The 13749-nt window shown below is 72.4% G+C and carries 12 protein-coding genes; 11 read left to right on the top strand and 1 reads right to left on the bottom strand.

The window, feature by feature from the left end; genetic code table 11:
* The first annotated feature begins 39 nt into the window (after positions 1-39).
* The 8 genes from typA to H9652_RS02020 all read left to right on the top strand — a co-directional run bounded on the left by typA (position 40) and on the right by H9652_RS02020 (position 10210).
* Positions 40-1950, top strand: a complete 1911-nt coding sequence (gene typA, locus H9652_RS02055; protein ID WP_138823809.1) for a translational GTPase TypA — start codon at positions 40-42, stop codon at positions 1948-1950.
* A 99-nt stretch (positions 1951-2049) separates the two neighbouring features.
* A complete protein-coding gene (locus H9652_RS02050; protein WP_191794417.1) occupies positions 2050-3144 on the top strand; it encodes a PIG-L family deacetylase in 1095 nt (364 codons plus the stop codon).
* Positions 3141-3602, top strand: a complete 462-nt coding sequence (locus H9652_RS02045) for a DUF6113 family protein (protein ID WP_191794416.1) — start codon at positions 3141-3143, stop codon at positions 3600-3602. Before H9652_RS02050 ends, H9652_RS02045 begins: the two co-directional genes overlap by 4 nt.
* Positions 3603-3683: 81 nt before the next feature.
* On the top strand, positions 3684-6455 hold the full coding sequence (locus H9652_RS02040; protein ID WP_191794415.1) for a VanW family protein: 2772 nt from the start codon (positions 3684-3686) through the stop codon (positions 6453-6455).
* Between the two features lie 236 nt (positions 6456-6691).
* Positions 6692-7579, top strand: a complete 888-nt coding sequence (locus tag H9652_RS02035) for an ACT domain-containing protein (RefSeq protein WP_191794414.1) — start codon at positions 6692-6694, stop codon at positions 7577-7579.
* Positions 7576-8577 (top strand): prephenate dehydratase, encoded by a 1002-nt coding sequence (locus tag H9652_RS02030; protein ID WP_191794413.1) that lies wholly within the window; start codon positions 7576-7578, stop codon positions 8575-8577. The genes H9652_RS02035 and H9652_RS02030 overlap by 4 nt, the downstream gene beginning before the upstream one ends.
* Positions 8574-9680 carry a prephenate dehydrogenase gene (locus H9652_RS02025; protein ID WP_191794412.1) on the top strand — a complete coding sequence of 369 codons (1107 nt, stop codon included), beginning with the start codon at positions 8574-8576 and terminating at the stop codon, positions 9678-9680. Before H9652_RS02030 ends, H9652_RS02025 begins: the two co-directional genes overlap by 4 nt.
* A gap of 128 nt (positions 9681-9808) precedes the next feature.
* On the top strand, positions 9809-10210 hold the full coding sequence (locus H9652_RS02020; RefSeq protein ID WP_191794411.1) for a RidA family protein: 402 nt from the start codon (positions 9809-9811) through the stop codon (positions 10208-10210).
* Positions 10211-10215: 5 nt separating this feature from the next.
* On the opposite strand, the gene H9652_RS02015 is transcribed toward H9652_RS02020, so the two are convergent.
* Complete coding sequence (locus tag H9652_RS02015; protein ID WP_318243944.1) at positions 10216-10545, bottom strand: DUF6725 family protein; 330 nt, start codon at positions 10543-10545, stop codon at positions 10216-10218.
* A 92-nt stretch (positions 10546-10637) separates the two neighbouring features.
* Between H9652_RS02015 and fdxA the strand changes: the two genes are divergently transcribed.
* The 3 genes from fdxA (at position 10638) to H9652_RS02000 (ending at position 13675) form a co-directional block, all read left to right on the top strand.
* Positions 10638-10955: a ferredoxin gene (fdxA, locus tag H9652_RS02010; protein WP_056764260.1), complete on the top strand. Its 318-nt coding sequence runs from the start codon at positions 10638-10640 to the stop codon at positions 10953-10955.
* Positions 10956-10971: 16 nt separating this feature from the next.
* Positions 10972-12108, top strand: coding sequence for a succinyldiaminopimelate transaminase (gene dapC / locus H9652_RS02005; RefSeq protein ID WP_191794410.1), 1137 nt, complete (start codon positions 10972-10974; stop codon positions 12106-12108).
* A 268-nt stretch (positions 12109-12376) separates the two neighbouring features.
* Complete coding sequence (locus H9652_RS02000) at positions 12377-13675, top strand: citrate synthase (RefSeq protein WP_191794409.1); 1299 nt, start codon at positions 12377-12379, stop codon at positions 13673-13675.
* Positions 13676-13749: the final 74 nt, after the last annotated feature.

Below are 13749 nucleotides of genomic sequence, written 5' to 3'. Positions count from 1 at the left end.
ATCCTCCGTCGCTCGCTCCTCTCCCGAAATGAGTTCTGTATGTCTGTGCGCTCTGACCTGCGCAACGTGGCGATCGTCGCCCACGTCGACCACGGCAAGACGACCCTCGTCGACGCGATGCTGCACCAGTCCGGCGCCTTCGGCGCTCACGCGCACGTCGACGAGCGGGCCATGGACTCCGGTGACCTGGAGCGCGAGAAGGGCATCACGATCCTCGCGAAGAACACCGCCGTGCACTACGCCGGTCCGGCGGCCGTCGAGGCGGGGCACCCGGAGGGCATCACGATCAACGTGATCGACACCCCGGGCCACGCCGACTTCGGGGGTGAGGTCGAGCGCGGCCTGTCCATGGTCGACGGTGTCGTGCTCCTCGTCGACGCCTCGGAGGGCCCGCTGCCCCAGACGCGCTTCGTGCTGCGCAAGGCGCTCGTCGCCAAGCTGCCCGTGATCCTCGTGGTCAACAAGACCGACCGCCCCGACTCGCGCATCGAGGAGGTCGTCGCCGAGGCGACCGACCTCCTGCTGGGTCTCGCGAGCGACCTCGCCGACGAGGTCCCCGACCTCGACCTCGACGCGATCCTCGACATGCCCGTCGTGTACGCCGCGGCCAAGGTCGGGCGCGCCTCGACGGAGCAGCCCGCCGACGGCTCGGTCCCCGACAGCGAGAACCTCGAGCCCCTGTTCAAGGTCATCCTCGACAAGATCCCGGCCCCCACGTACGAGGAGGGCGCGCCGCTCCAGGCTCACGTCACGAACCTCGACGCGTCGCCGTTCCTCGGCCGCCTCGCGCTGCTGCGCATCTTCAACGGCACGATCCACAAGGGTCAGACCGTGGCCTGGGCCCGTGCCGACGGCACGATGCAGAACGTCAAGATCACCGAGCTGCTCGAGACCAAGGCGCTCACCCGCGTGCCCACCGACTCGGCGGGCCCGGGCGAGATCGTCGCGGTCGCCGGCATCGAGGACATCACCATCGGTGAGACCCTCACGGACCCCGACGACCCGCGTCCGCTGCCGCTCATCACGGTCGACGACCCGGCGATCTCGATGACGATCGGTATCAACACCTCCCCGCTCGCGGGCAAGGGCGGCAAGGGCCACAAGGTCACGGCCCGCCAGGTCAAGGACCGCCTCGACAAGGAGCTCATCGGCAACGTGTCGCTGCGTGTCCTGCCGACCGAGCGCCCCGACGCCTGGGAGGTCCAGGGCCGTGGTGAGCTCGCGCTGGCCATCCTCGTCGAGCAGATGCGTCGCGAGGGCTTCGAGCTGACCGTGGGCAAGCCGCAGGTCGTCACCAAGCAGGTCGACGGGAAGCGTCACGAGCCCATGGAGCGAATGACGATCGACGTGCCCGAGGAGTACCTGGGCAACGTCACGCAGCTCCTCGCGCAGCGCAAGGGCCGCATGGAGACCATGTCGAACCACGGCACGGGTTGGGTCCGCATGGAGTTCGTCGTCCCGGCGCGTGGCCTCATCGGCTTCCGCACCCGCTTCCTCACGGACACGCGCGGCACGGGCATCGCGTCCTCGATCGCCGAGGGCTACGAGCCGTGGGCCGGCCCCATCGAGACCCGCGTCAACGGCTCGCTCGTCGCGGACCGTGCCGGTGTCGTGACGCCGTTCGCGATGATCAACCTGCAGGAGCGCGGCTCGTTCTTCGTCGACCCCACGCAGGAGGTCTACGAGGGCATGATCGTCGGCGAGAACTCGCGCAACGAGGACATGGACGTCAACATCACGAAGGAGAAGAAGCTCACGAACATGCGTGCAGCCTCTTCCGACACCTTCGAGAACCTCACGCCCCCGAAGCACCTGACGCTCGAGGAGTCGCTCGAGTTCGCCCGCGAGGACGAGTGCGTCGAGGTCACCCCCGAGGTCGTGCGCATCCGCAAGGTCATCCTCGACCAGACCGAGCGCGCCCGCGCGTTCTCCCGCGCGAAGAAGTCCTGATCACCTCAGGACGGCACCACCGCTGAGCGTGCAGCCCGTGCCGCCGGTCCTCGTGACCGGCGGTGCGGGCTCCGCACTACCCGCCCCCTTGGAGGACGTATGAGGTCCGAGCCGGTCCGGCCCCGCGGCGGGCTGCTCGCGGTGCACGCCCATCCTGACGACGAGACCCTCGCGACCGGCGCGCTGCTGGCGACGTGGGCGGCGTCGGGCGAGCCGGTGACGCTCGTGACGTGCACGCGGGGCGAGCAGGGCGAGGTGATCGGCACGGAGCTCGCGCACCTCGAGGGTGACGGACCTGCCCTCGCGGCACACCGCGAGGGAGAGCTCGCCGAGGCTCTGGCGAGCCTGGGGGTGTCCGACCACGTGTTCCTCGACCACGTCGAGCCCGACGAGAGCGCCGAGGTGGCGGGCGCTCGCGCACCCGTCGCCTTCCGCGACTCGGGCATGGCGTGGGCCGCGCCCGGCATCGCGCGGGCGGCGGCGGAGGCCGACCTCCCGGACGGCGCGCTCGTCGGCGTCCCGCTCGACGACGCGGCGCACCGCCTGGCGCGCGTCCTGCGTGAGCGGCGGCCCCGGGTCGTCGTGACGTACGAGCCGTCGGGTGGGTACGGGCACCCGGACCACGTCCGGGCGCACGAGATCACGGTCCGAGCCATCGCGCTCGCCCGCGGCGGCGAGCACGGCACGCCCGACGGCGTCGCACCGGTCGGCGTACGGGTGCCCGAGGGCGACACGGGGGAGCCGGGCCCGGAGCTGTGGCAGTCCGTCGTGCCGACCGCGGTGGCGCGAGCCGCTCGTCGCGAGCTGGCCGGCCTGCCGGGCATCCGTGCACTGCTCGCCGAGCATCCCGACCTCACCCTGCCGGACCCGCAGGAGGACCTGCCTCCCGTGGCGAAGGACGACCTCGAGGAGGTCGCGGTCGTCGAGGTGGCGCCCGTGCTCGACGCGGTGGTCGGCGCGCTGCGCGCGCACGCGACCCAGGTCCAGCACGTCGGGACCGTGCCGGTGGCAGCACGGAGCGATGCGGCACCGTCCGAGGCGCCCGACGGCGTGCTCGGGTGGTACGCCTTGAGCAACGACGTCCTCGCCGCCCTTCCTTCACGTGAGTTCTACACCGTGACCCCGGAGTCTGCGGGACCTCCCCGCAGGTTCACGGGAAATGATCAGACAGGACCAGTAGCGTGGACACAGTGAAGAACACCGGGGCCCGCACGATCGGGCGCGCGCTGCTGTGCGTCGTGCTCGGCCTCGTGGTGGGAGCCGTCGGCACCGTGATGCACCGTGTCGTGGTGACGGACCACCTGCTGCCCATCGGGATCGTCGTGGCGCTGCTCGCGGTCCTCGCCGGGGGAGTCCTTGCACGGGCGTGGACCGGCTGGGCGGGAGTCGCCGGCTACGCGATCGGCTGGGTCGTGGCGGTGCAGGTCCTCGCGTCCAAGGGACCGGGCGGTGACCTGCTGGTCCCGAACCAGACCGTCGGGCTCGTGTGGGTCTACGGCGGGATGGCCGTCGTCGCGATCGTCGCCTTCCTGCCGTGGTCGTGGTTCAGCGACCGGCCGCTGCGGGCCGGCGCCGCAAGCCACCCGGCGGCACAGATCGTCACCGGATCTTCACGCCAGACACCGACCGGACAGATCGGTACGGACGCATAGAATTGCCCCCCGCGGGCAGTCCGCACCACCCTCCTTCGTCGCGGCCTTCGCCGCGCGCCAGAACCGTCACGGAGACAGTCGATGGGCCACCCGACCGAGCGTGAGAACGCGCAGGAACCGAGCACGAACGACGAGGTGTCGACCCCGGAGCAGCCGACGGACGGCACGCCTCCCGAGAGCACCGAGCCGGGTGCTCCGGCGGAGTCCGTCTCGGCAGCGCCGCCCGAGGCCGGCGAGGACCGTGCCGACGCCACCGGCAGCACGGGTACGGGGAGCGAGTCTGCGGTGAGTGACGCTGCGGTGATCGACCCGGCGCCGGGGCCGGTCGAGGAGTCGGCACCGGCGGTCACGACCCACGTCCCGAGCGCTGCGACGCCGGAGACCCCGGCGGCTCCGGTCGAGCCGAACGCTGCGTCGCCGGTCGCGCCGAGCGCTGCGACGCCGGAGACCCCGGCGGCTCCGGCTGAGCCGGTCGCGCCGAATGCTGCGTCGCCGGTCGAGCCGGTCGCGCCGAATGCTGCGTCGCCGGTCGAGCCGGTCGCCCCGAATGCTGCGACGCCGGTCGAGCCGGTCGCCCCGAGCGCTGCGACGCCGGAGACCCCGACGGCTCCTGCTGAGCCGGTCGCGCCGAGCGCTGCGACGCCGGCCGCCGAGCCCCGTCGCCCCAGCTTCGATGACGACGACGACGTGCCGTACTCGCCTCGTGTGTTCGCGTTCGAGGAGCCGGTGGCCCTCCCGGTCGTCCCGCCGACGCCCGAGACACCTGCACCGGTTGCCTCCACCCCCGACGCGTCGCAGGAGCGGCCGGCGGTCCTGCCGGTGGCCGCGGAGGCCCCTGCCGCGCCGACGCCCACCCCCTCGGCCCCGGTCTCGGCCGCTCCGCCGACGCCCGCCACGGATGTCGAGCCCGCCGCGGACGCCCAGCCCACGCAGGTCATGCACCCCGTCGTCGAGCCGGCTGCACAGGCAGGCTCGACGCCTCCCGTGTCGCCCTTCGCCCCGGCGACGTCGGCGTGGACCAGCGCTGCGACGTCGGGCGCCGCGACGCCCCCCGCCCAGGAGGCGGCCGCCGCACCGGCACGCACCTCGATCGCGTCGGCGTTCACCCCGGTCGGCGCCCCCGAGGGGGCGGCGCCGGACGTCCCGACGGACGGCGGGTCGCCGCTCGACGGGATCTCCGGTGACAAGGCACCCAGCCGCCTGCCGAAGGTGGCGCTGTGGGCGGGGATCGGGGTCGTCGTGCTCGGCGGGCTCTACACCGGGGCGCAGTGGTTCTACTCGGACAAGGTCCCGCCGGAGACCACCGTGGCAGGGGTGTCCGTGGGAGGCCTCGACACGACGGCGGCCACGGCTGCGCTCGAGAAGGGGCTCGGCGGACGCGCTGCCGAGCCGATCACGCTCCAGGCAGGAGCCTCGACGACGACGCTCGACCCGGCAGCAGCCGGGCTCGCGTTCGACGCGCAGGCGACGGCCGACGAGCTCACGTCGTTCTCGATGAGTCCCGTCCAGCTCTGGAAGCACGTCTTCGGGGGCACGGACGAGGAGCCCGTGACGACGGTCGACGACAAGAAGCTCGAGGCCCAGGTCGCCGAGCTCAAGGCCCGGCTCGCGCTCGAGCCGGTCGACGGCAACGTCGTGTTCACGGACGGGCAGCCCGTGGCTACGCCGGCGCAGGACGGCGCGGAGATCGTCGAGGACGAGTCGATCGAGATCATCAGCACCTCCTGGCTCACGGGCTCCGACCCGCTCGACCTCCCGACGACCCCGGAAGCACCGGCCGTCACGCAGGAGGAGACGGACGCGGCGCTCGCTCAGGCGCAGAGCGTCGTCTCGGCCCCCGTCACGGTCGCGGTCGGCGGTCAGCAGGCCGAGCTCTCGCCCGACGTCCTTGCGTCCGCAGCCGCCTTCAACCCGACGGACGGCGCGCTCCAGCTCACCTTCGACGGCCCGACGCTGCTCGAGGCCGTCGTCGCGGGGACCGACAACCTGCTCGACGAGGCAGCGGACGCGAAGTTCGTCTTCGTCAACGGAGCGCCCGTCATCGAAGGGGGCGAGCCAGGCACCACGATCGATCCGGTCGCCCTGAGCTCGGCGGTCACGACGGCCGCCCTCGGCACCGAGCGGACGGCGACGGTCGAGCTCACGCAGTCGGACCCTGCCGAGTCGGTCGCGGCGCTCGAGGCGCTCGGCGTCAAGGAGAAGATCTCCGAGTTCTCCACGAACCTGACGAGCGACGCCCAGCGCACCGAGAACCTCAGGGTCGGGGCGAGCAAGGTCAACGGCACCCTGGTCAAGCCGGGCGAGACGTTCTCCCTGACGGACACCCTGTCCCCGATCACGGCGGCCGGTGGCTACTACTCGGCGGGCATCGTCCAGGACGGCAAGCACGTCGAGGGCATCGGTGGCGGTCTGTCGCAGATGGCCACGACGACCTACAACGCCGGCTTCTACGCGGGGCTCGAAGATGTCGAGCACCGTCAGCACAGCTACTGGTTCAGCCGCTACCCCGCCGGTCGTGAGGCGACGATCTTCGTCGGCTCGATCGACATGAAGTTCAAGAACAACACGCCCTACGGTGTGCTCATGCAGTCCTGGATCGGCGGCGGCCAGCTCCACGTGGCGATCTGGAGCACGAAGTACTGGACCGTGCAGGAGTCCTCGAGCGGCAAGCAGAACGTGGTCGAGCCGACCACGGTGACGCACTCGGGGCCGGGCTGCGTACCCCAGGCCAAGGGCAACGCGGGCTTCTCCATCACGACGTATCGCAAGCTCCTCCTCGAGGGGAAGGTCGTCAAGGAGGAGTCGGACCGGTGGACGTACAAGCCGGACAACCAGGTCGTCTGCGGGCCCTGAGCCCGCAGTGACGGACCTCCGCCGGTACGCGTCCGGTTGAGGTGAGCGGGTCGAGACCGACGGGTCTCGGCCCGCTCGTCGCTTCCGGGTGCGGGCGACGGCCGGCGGGCGGGCCCCTGCGTCTCAGGGGAGCTCGCGCTCCCCGTCGGCAGGGGGCCCGCCGCTAGACTGCTCGTCGGACGCTGACAGGCGCCGCGCACACGCGGCAACCGCGAGAGGCAGGGCGAGGACACTCGATGCTCGGACGTAGTGAACGCGAGTCGGGGGCCCACGCACGGCTCGCCGCACAGATCGCGAAGTGGCACGGCGCGGACGGCTGGCCCGCGGGCACGGGGGCGGACGACCTGCTGGACCTGGGGTCCACGTCGACGACCCTCGCGACGGTCGCGAGCATCGACGACCTGGCTGCGGTCGTGCACATCGGCCACCCGGCGCAGCCGTCCCACGACCTCGAGCGTGCGCTGCTGGCCGCGGCGCCGTCGCTGGTCATCACGTCCGCGGTCGCGGTCCCCGCGCAGTGGGTGTGGGCCGGTCGCCCGGGGCAGTCCACGGGCAGCGTCGTCGTCGACGAGGCCGGCATGCGCGACTGCCGTCACGTCCTGCGGACGCTGGGGGCGAACCCCCGCCTCGTCCCGTCACGGACCGCGCTCGACGAGAGGATCGCCCTGGCGGGGCCCAGCGGGACGCTCGTCGTCGAGCGCTCGGAGATCCCGGCCGGATGGGAGGAGATCCCCGGCAGCGCGCGCCTGAGCGCGGGCGCGCCGATCTGGTACGGCCTGGTCGAGGCCCGTCGTCCCGCACCGGAGTTCGCGGGCGAGGCACAGGTCTGGTTCGCGTTCGGCCCGCGCGACGACCACCGCGGCTCGCTCCAGCAGACCCTCTCGGTCATCGCAGAGAGCGGGATCGACATGCAGCACCTGCGCAGCCACCGCTCGTCGGCGGGCCCGCACATCTTCTTCTCGTCCTTCTCGTGCCCCGACGCCTCGGTGCTGACCGGGCTCATCGCCGAGCTGTCCTCGCGCGACGTCGCCCACCGGGTGCTCGCGGTCCTCCCGGGCCGGGAGTTCGTCCCGGGGCCGGACGCCCTGGCCCCGCAGTGGGCGCCGGAGCACGTGGGCTCGTGACCAGGGTCGCCTACCTCGGGCCGGAGGGGACGTTCACGCACCAGGCGGCGGTCCGGTGGGTGCGCACGCAGGCAGCCGCGGGAGCAGGCCCGACGACGTCGCTCGCCCGGGGTGGCGACGGCACGGACGGCGGCGCGGACGTCGAGCTCGTCCCGGTGCCGACCGTGACCGACGTCTACGCGGGGGTCGCCTCGGGAGAGCTCGACCACGGCATCGTGGCGATCGAGAACTCGGTCGAGGGGTACGTGGTCCCGTCGCTCGACGCGATCGTGGGCAGCGAGGACGTCGTCGCGATCGACGAGGTGGTCCTGGAGATCACGTTCGACGCGTTCGTCCGCCCGGGGCACGGTGAGCTGACCGAGGTCACGGCTCACCCGCACGGGCTGGCCCAGTGCCAGGACTTCGTGGTGCGGTCGGGCGCGGTCCCCGTCCCGGCGTCGTCCAACGCTGCGGCGTGCCGTGACGCGACCGAGCACCAGATCGCGATCGGTCCTGCCATCTGCGGCGAGCTGTACGGCCTCGACCTGCTCGAGGCCCGGGTCGAGGACTTCCGCGGCGCACGGACGAGGTTCCTGACGATCGTCCGACGCGACCGGGCGCAGGTCGCCCTCGCCGCCGCACGGGCGGGCGGGGCGGACGCCCAGTGGCGCACCATGCTCGCGCTGACGCCGCACGTCACGGGGCCCGGTGTGCTGGCGAGGATCACTCAGGCGTTCGGGGCGGGGGGCGTGAACCTGTCGAGCCTCATCACGCGCCCGCTCAAGGCGCTCGAGGGCAAGTACGTGTTCGTCCTGACGGTCGACGCCGCACCCTGGGAGCCTGCCGTGCGCGAGGTCCTCGACGGGCTGCTCCGGGCGGGGGACTCGGTCAAGACGCTGGGGGTCTTCCCGGCGCGGGGGGAGCTCGACGAGGCGCTGTCCACCGACCACGTCCCGGTGGGGTCGGTCCGGGCAGGGGCCGGGGCCGACGAGCTCGACCGGGGGCTGCTGTGGGCGTGAGGCGCGACGAGGCTGCGTACCGCGACGGCCCTCGGACGGTCGCCGTCCTGGGGCTCGGGCTCATCGGCGGGTCGCTGGCCCGGCGTCTGGCCCGCGAGGGCGTGACGGTCACGGGGTACGACGCCTCGGCCGAGACGCGGGCGCAGGCTGCGGACGCCGGGATCTGGGTGGTCGAGGACGTCGAGTCGTTGTGCGTGTCGGCCCCGGAGGTCCTGGTCCTCGCGGTCCCGCTGCGGGCCGTGCGCCCCGTGGCGACCGGGGTCGCCCGGCACCTGCCGGCGACGACGGTCGTCACGGACGTCGGGTCCGTCAAGGGGCCGGTACGCGAGGTCCTGGAGGGGTGCGGCCTGGGGGACCGGTACGTCGGCGCGCACCCCATGGCCGGGACCGAGGCGTCGGGGTTCGCCGCGTCGTCGGCGGGGCTGCTCGACGGGGCTCGGTGGGCCGTCACGGTCACCGACAGGACCCGCGCCGAGCCGCTCGCGACCGTGCTGGCGCTCGTGACGGGCGCCGCGGGCGGTCGCGCCTTCGTGCTGACCGACGACGTGCACGACGAAGCCGCAGCGCTCATCAGCCATGTCCCGCACGCGTTCGCGATCGAGCTGCTCAACCTCGTGTCCGCCGCCCCGGTCCGGGAGGTGGCGCTGGCGCTGGCCGCAGGGAGCTTCCGGGACGGGACGCGCGTGGGTCGGACGGACCCACGTCGGACCGAGGCCATGCTCACCGAGAACGCCGGCTGGGTCGCTCCGGCGCTGCGGCTCGCGGCGCGCGACCTCGAGGCGCTCGCGACGGCGCTGGAGGCGAACGCCGCCACGACGGAGTTCTTCGACCGGGCCGACGACGTCCGGGCGACGTGGCAGCCCCAGGGAGCGGCCGCGGTCGTGCCCGCGGCACCTGGCGGGTCGCTGCCGACGGGGCCCCTGCCGACGGCGTCGCTGCCGCCGGGCGGGTCAGCGACGCCGGGTGGTGCGGACGGCGTCGGGACGGAGCGGTTGTCGGTCGACCTCGGAGAGCCGGAGTGGTTCTCCGAGCTCGTCGAGCTCGCTCTCGGGGGGTGGGCGGTCGTCGCGGTGCACGATGACCTGGTGGAGCTCGCGCGCTAGGGCTCCACGCGCCCGGCACGCCTACCACGGGCGTGCCGGGCGGAGATGCGGTCGCGTGCAGGCCGCCCGCCGCCCGCCGCCTGCCGCACGCCGCGCGTGTGTCGGTGGTGGGTGGAACCGTGGGCGTCATGGAGATCACACGGATTCAGCCGGCCGGGCTCGTCGTGAGCCCGGCGTTCAGCCATGTCGCGATCGTCCCGCCGGGCGCCACGACCATCTACGTCGGCGGCCAGAACGGCGTCGACGACACGGGGGCGGTCGTCTCGGACGACGTCGCCGAGCAGTCGGTCCGGACCATCGACAACGTGAGCGTCGCGCTCGAGGCGGCGGGTGCCACGCTCGCCGACGTCGTGCAGTGGACGGTGCTGCTGGTCGAGGACGCCGACCTGGGCGCGGCCTACGGCGCGATCGCGCCCCGGCTCGCCGGGCCGGGGGTGCCGCCGCTCGTGACGGCCGCGCGCGTCGCGGGCCTGGGCGTGCCCGGTGCGCTCATCGAGGTGAGCGCGATCGCGGCGGTCGTCCCCGCCTGAGACGGTCAGTCGACCGGCTGACGCGGCAGCCTGCGAGGCGGCCGGGGTGGGATCCGCTTGGCGGCCACGAGCTGCTCGGCGGGGATCGTCACCTCGACCGACTCGTGCGAGCCGCCTGCGTCGGTGCGCAGGGTGATCGAGGCGCCGGGGGAGACCGACAGGACGATCCCGATCACGTCGGTCACCGACTTCGCCTCCCCGGTCGCGGGGGCCTGGGTGGCGCGCGCCTCGTCCGGCGTGAGGCGTCGCCGGACCACGACGCGAGCGCCCGGGGGCCAGGTGGCCCACTGCGGGTCGAGCGCCGGGCGCGGGGTGGAGTTCATCGTCGTGCTCACGCTCTCTTCGTCCGCCGATGGCCGGGATGCCCCGTTCCTGAGCGATACTAGGGGGAAGTGCTCGGTGCAGCAGGTGAAAGGGAACCTCCGACGTGACGTACGTGATTGCTCAGCCTTGTGTGGACGTGAAGGACAAGGCGTGCATCGAGGAGTGTCCGGTCGACTGCATCTATGAGGGCAAGCGGTCGTTGTACATCCATCCGGACGAGTGCGTGGACTGTGGTGCGTGCGAGCCGGTGTGTCCGGTGGAGGCGATCTACTACGAGGACGACGTGCCGTCGGAGTGGAGCGACTACTACCGGGCGAACGTGGAGTTCTTCGACGATCTGGGGTCGCCGGGTGGTGCGGCGAAGATGGGCATGATCGAGAAGGACGACCCGATGATCGCGGCCCTGGCCCCGCAGGCCTGAGCGCGGGCAGCGGAGCATGGGATTCGCCGACCTGGGGGGCCTCGCCTACCCGTGGGACTCACTCTTGCCCTACGCGGAGCGTGCACGCGCGCACCCGCGAGGCATCGTCGACCTGTCGATCGGCACGCCGGTGGACCCGACCCCTGCCGTCGTCCGTGACGCGCTCGCCGCAGCCGGCGACGCGCACGGCTACCCGACCACGCACGGGACCTCCGCGCTGCGCGAGGCCGTCGTGGGCTGGTTCGACCGCCGTCGCGGCGTGCCCGGGCTCGACCCCGACGCGGTCCTGCCCACGGTGGGCTCCAAGGAGCTCGTCGGTCTGCTGCCCTCGCTGCTGAGGCTGGGACCGGGGGACGTCGTCGTGCACCCCGCCACGGCCTACCCGACGTACGACGTCGGCGCGCGCCTCGCCGGGGCGACCCCGCTCGCGACGGACCGGGTCGAGGACTGGGCCGGGCGCAGCGACGTGCGGCTCGTCTGGGTCAACTCGCCGGGCAACCCGACGGGGGAGGTCCTGGGCGTCGAGGAGCTCGCGCGCGTCGTGGCGGCGGCCCGCGAGATCGGGGCGCTCGTCGTGAGCGACGAGTGCTATGCCGAGCTCGCGTGGGAGGAGCCGTTCGCGAGCCAGGGGGTGCCGAGCATCCTCGACCCGCGGGTGAGCGGGGGCTCGACGCAGGGCCTGCTCGCGGCGTACTCGCTGTCGAAGCAGTCGAACCTCGCGGGGTACCGGGCCGCGTTCGTCGCGGGCGACCCGGCGGTCGTCGCGGACCTGCTGACGACGCGCAAGCACCTGGGCATGATCGTGCCCGCGCCGGTCCAGGCGGCCATGGTCGCGGCTCTCACGGACGACGCGCACGTCGCGGCGCAGCGCGAGGTCTACCGGCGCCGTCGGGACGTGCTGCTGCCCGCGCTCGGAGAGGTCGGGCTGCAGGTCGACGGCTCCCAGGCGGGGCTCTACCTGTGGTCGCGCCCCGCGGGCGCGGCGGACGAGCAGGGGGACTGCTGGTCGGTCGTGGGGGACCTCGCCGACCTCGGGATCCTCGTGGGTCCGGGCGCGTTCTACGGCCCGGCGGCCGCGGGGCACGTGCGGGTCGCCCTCACCGCGGGCGACGAGAGGGTGCACGAGGCTGCGGCCCGGCTCTCCGGCCGGTAGCTGCACGACGGCCTCATGGTCATGGAGAGATTGTTGGTGCAATCCCTCCACGTTCTCGCCTGTGACTCGCATCACACCCGCGTGGCGGTTTTGTGACCGTTCCAGATTGGTCACGTGTGGGTGAAGCGAGTACCGTCGACGCAGGCCAATGCTGTCCGACGTTCTCGGCCATCCACCCGGGCCGGACAGGTGACGATCTCGCAGCGACACCACGAAAGACACGCGCAGCCACCCGCAGGGGGTGCGGCAGCGCGCAAGGAAGGAAGACATGACCACCACCCAGCAGGCGACAGTTCGGCTCGTCGTCAACGAATCGAGCCAGGACCTGCCCGTGGTCGCAGCGTCCGAGGGCAACGACGGCATCGTCGTCTCCTCGTTGCTGAAGTCGACCGGGCTCGTCACCGTGGACCCCGGGTTCATGAACACCGCCTCGTGCGAGTCGGAGATCACGTACATCGACGGCGACGCGGGCATCCTGCGCTACCGCGGCTACCCGATCGACCAGCTCGCCGAGAAGTCGACGTTCCTCGAGGTCGCATACCTCCTGATCCACGGAGAGCTCCCCGACGGGCCCACGCTCGACGCGTTCGTCGAGCGCGTCAACCGCCACACCCTGGTGCACGAGGACTTCCGGACGTTCATGGGGACGTTCCCCCGCAACGCGCACCCCATGGCCGTGCTCTCCTCGGCCATCAACGCGCTGTCGACGTTCTACCCCGACTCGCTCGACCCGTTCGACGACGACACGGTCGAGCTCGCGACGGTCCTGCTCCTGGCCAAGACGCGGACCATCACGTCCTACCTCCACCGCCGGGCCGTGGGCGAGCCGCTGCTGTACCCGGACTACTCGCGCGGCTACGTCGACGACTTCCTGCGCATGACCTTCGCGACGCCCTACGAGAAGTACGAGTCCGACCCGACCGTGGTCGACGCGCTCGACAAGCTCCTCATCCTGCACGCGGACCACGAGCAGAACTGCTCGACCTCGACGGTCCGCGTCGTGGGCTCAAGCCACGCGAACCTCTACGCCTCGGTCGCCGCCGGGGTCAACGCCCTCTCGGGCCCGCTGCACGGTGGCGCGAACGAGGCCGTCCTGTCGATGCTGGACAAGATCCAGCACAGCGACTTCGACGTCGACACCTTCATGAAGAAGGTGAAGGACAAGGAGGACGGCGTCCGGCTCATGGGCTTCGGGCACCGGGTCTACAAGAACTACGACCCGCGCGCCGCGATCGTCAAGGCCAAGGCCGACGCGGTCCTCTCGACCCTCGGCAAGAAGGACGAGCTCCTCGACATCGCGCTGCGTCTCGAGGAGATCGCGCTCAACGACGACTACTTCATCGAGCGCAAGCTCTACCCGAACGTCGACTTCTACACCGGCCTGATCTACAAGGCCATGGGCTTCTCGCCGGCCATGTTCACGCCGCTGTTCGCGCTGGGCCGCATGCCCGGCTGGATCGCGCAGTGGCGCGAGATGATGAAGGACCCCCAGACCAAGATCGGGCGCCCGCGCCAGGTGTACACGGGTGCGACCGAGCGCCCGTACGTGCCGGTCGACGGTCGCTGACCTCGCCCACGCGTCCGCCCGACGGCGCCTCGCACCTCACGGTGCGGGGCGCCGTCGGCGTCTCCCGGCTCGTG

Origin of the sequence: Oerskovia rustica (assembly GCF_014836555.1) — a bacterium.
In the GTDB taxonomy this organism is placed as follows: Bacteria; Actinomycetota; Actinomycetes; order Actinomycetales; family Cellulomonadaceae; genus Oerskovia; species Oerskovia rustica.
Note: the sequence above shows the minus strand (reverse complement) of the source record. Positions and strands in the feature narration are given on the sequence as shown.

What these genes read in the sequence shown, in the direction of transcription:
- typA (WP_138823809.1), top strand. Translation starts at nt 40, where the DNA reads ATGTCTGTGCGCTCTGACCTGCGCAACGTGGCGATCGTCGCCCACGTC.
- H9652_RS02050 (WP_191794417.1), top strand. Translation starts at nt 2,050, where the DNA reads ATGAGGTCCGAGCCGGTCCGGCCCCGCGGCGGGCTGCTCGCGGTGCAC.
- H9652_RS02040 (WP_191794415.1), top strand. Translation starts at nt 3,684, where the DNA reads ATGGGCCACCCGACCGAGCGTGAGAACGCGCAGGAACCGAGCACGAAC.
- H9652_RS02035 (WP_191794414.1), top strand. Translation starts at nt 6,692, where the DNA reads ATGCTCGGACGTAGTGAACGCGAGTCGGGGGCCCACGCACGGCTCGCC.
- H9652_RS02020 (WP_191794411.1), top strand. Translation starts at nt 9,809, where the DNA reads ATGGAGATCACACGGATTCAGCCGGCCGGGCTCGTCGTGAGCCCGGCG.
- dapC (WP_191794410.1), top strand. Translation starts at nt 10,972, where the DNA reads ATGGGATTCGCCGACCTGGGGGGCCTCGCCTACCCGTGGGACTCACTC.
- H9652_RS02000 (WP_191794409.1), top strand. Translation starts at nt 12,377, where the DNA reads ATGACCACCACCCAGCAGGCGACAGTTCGGCTCGTCGTCAACGAATCG.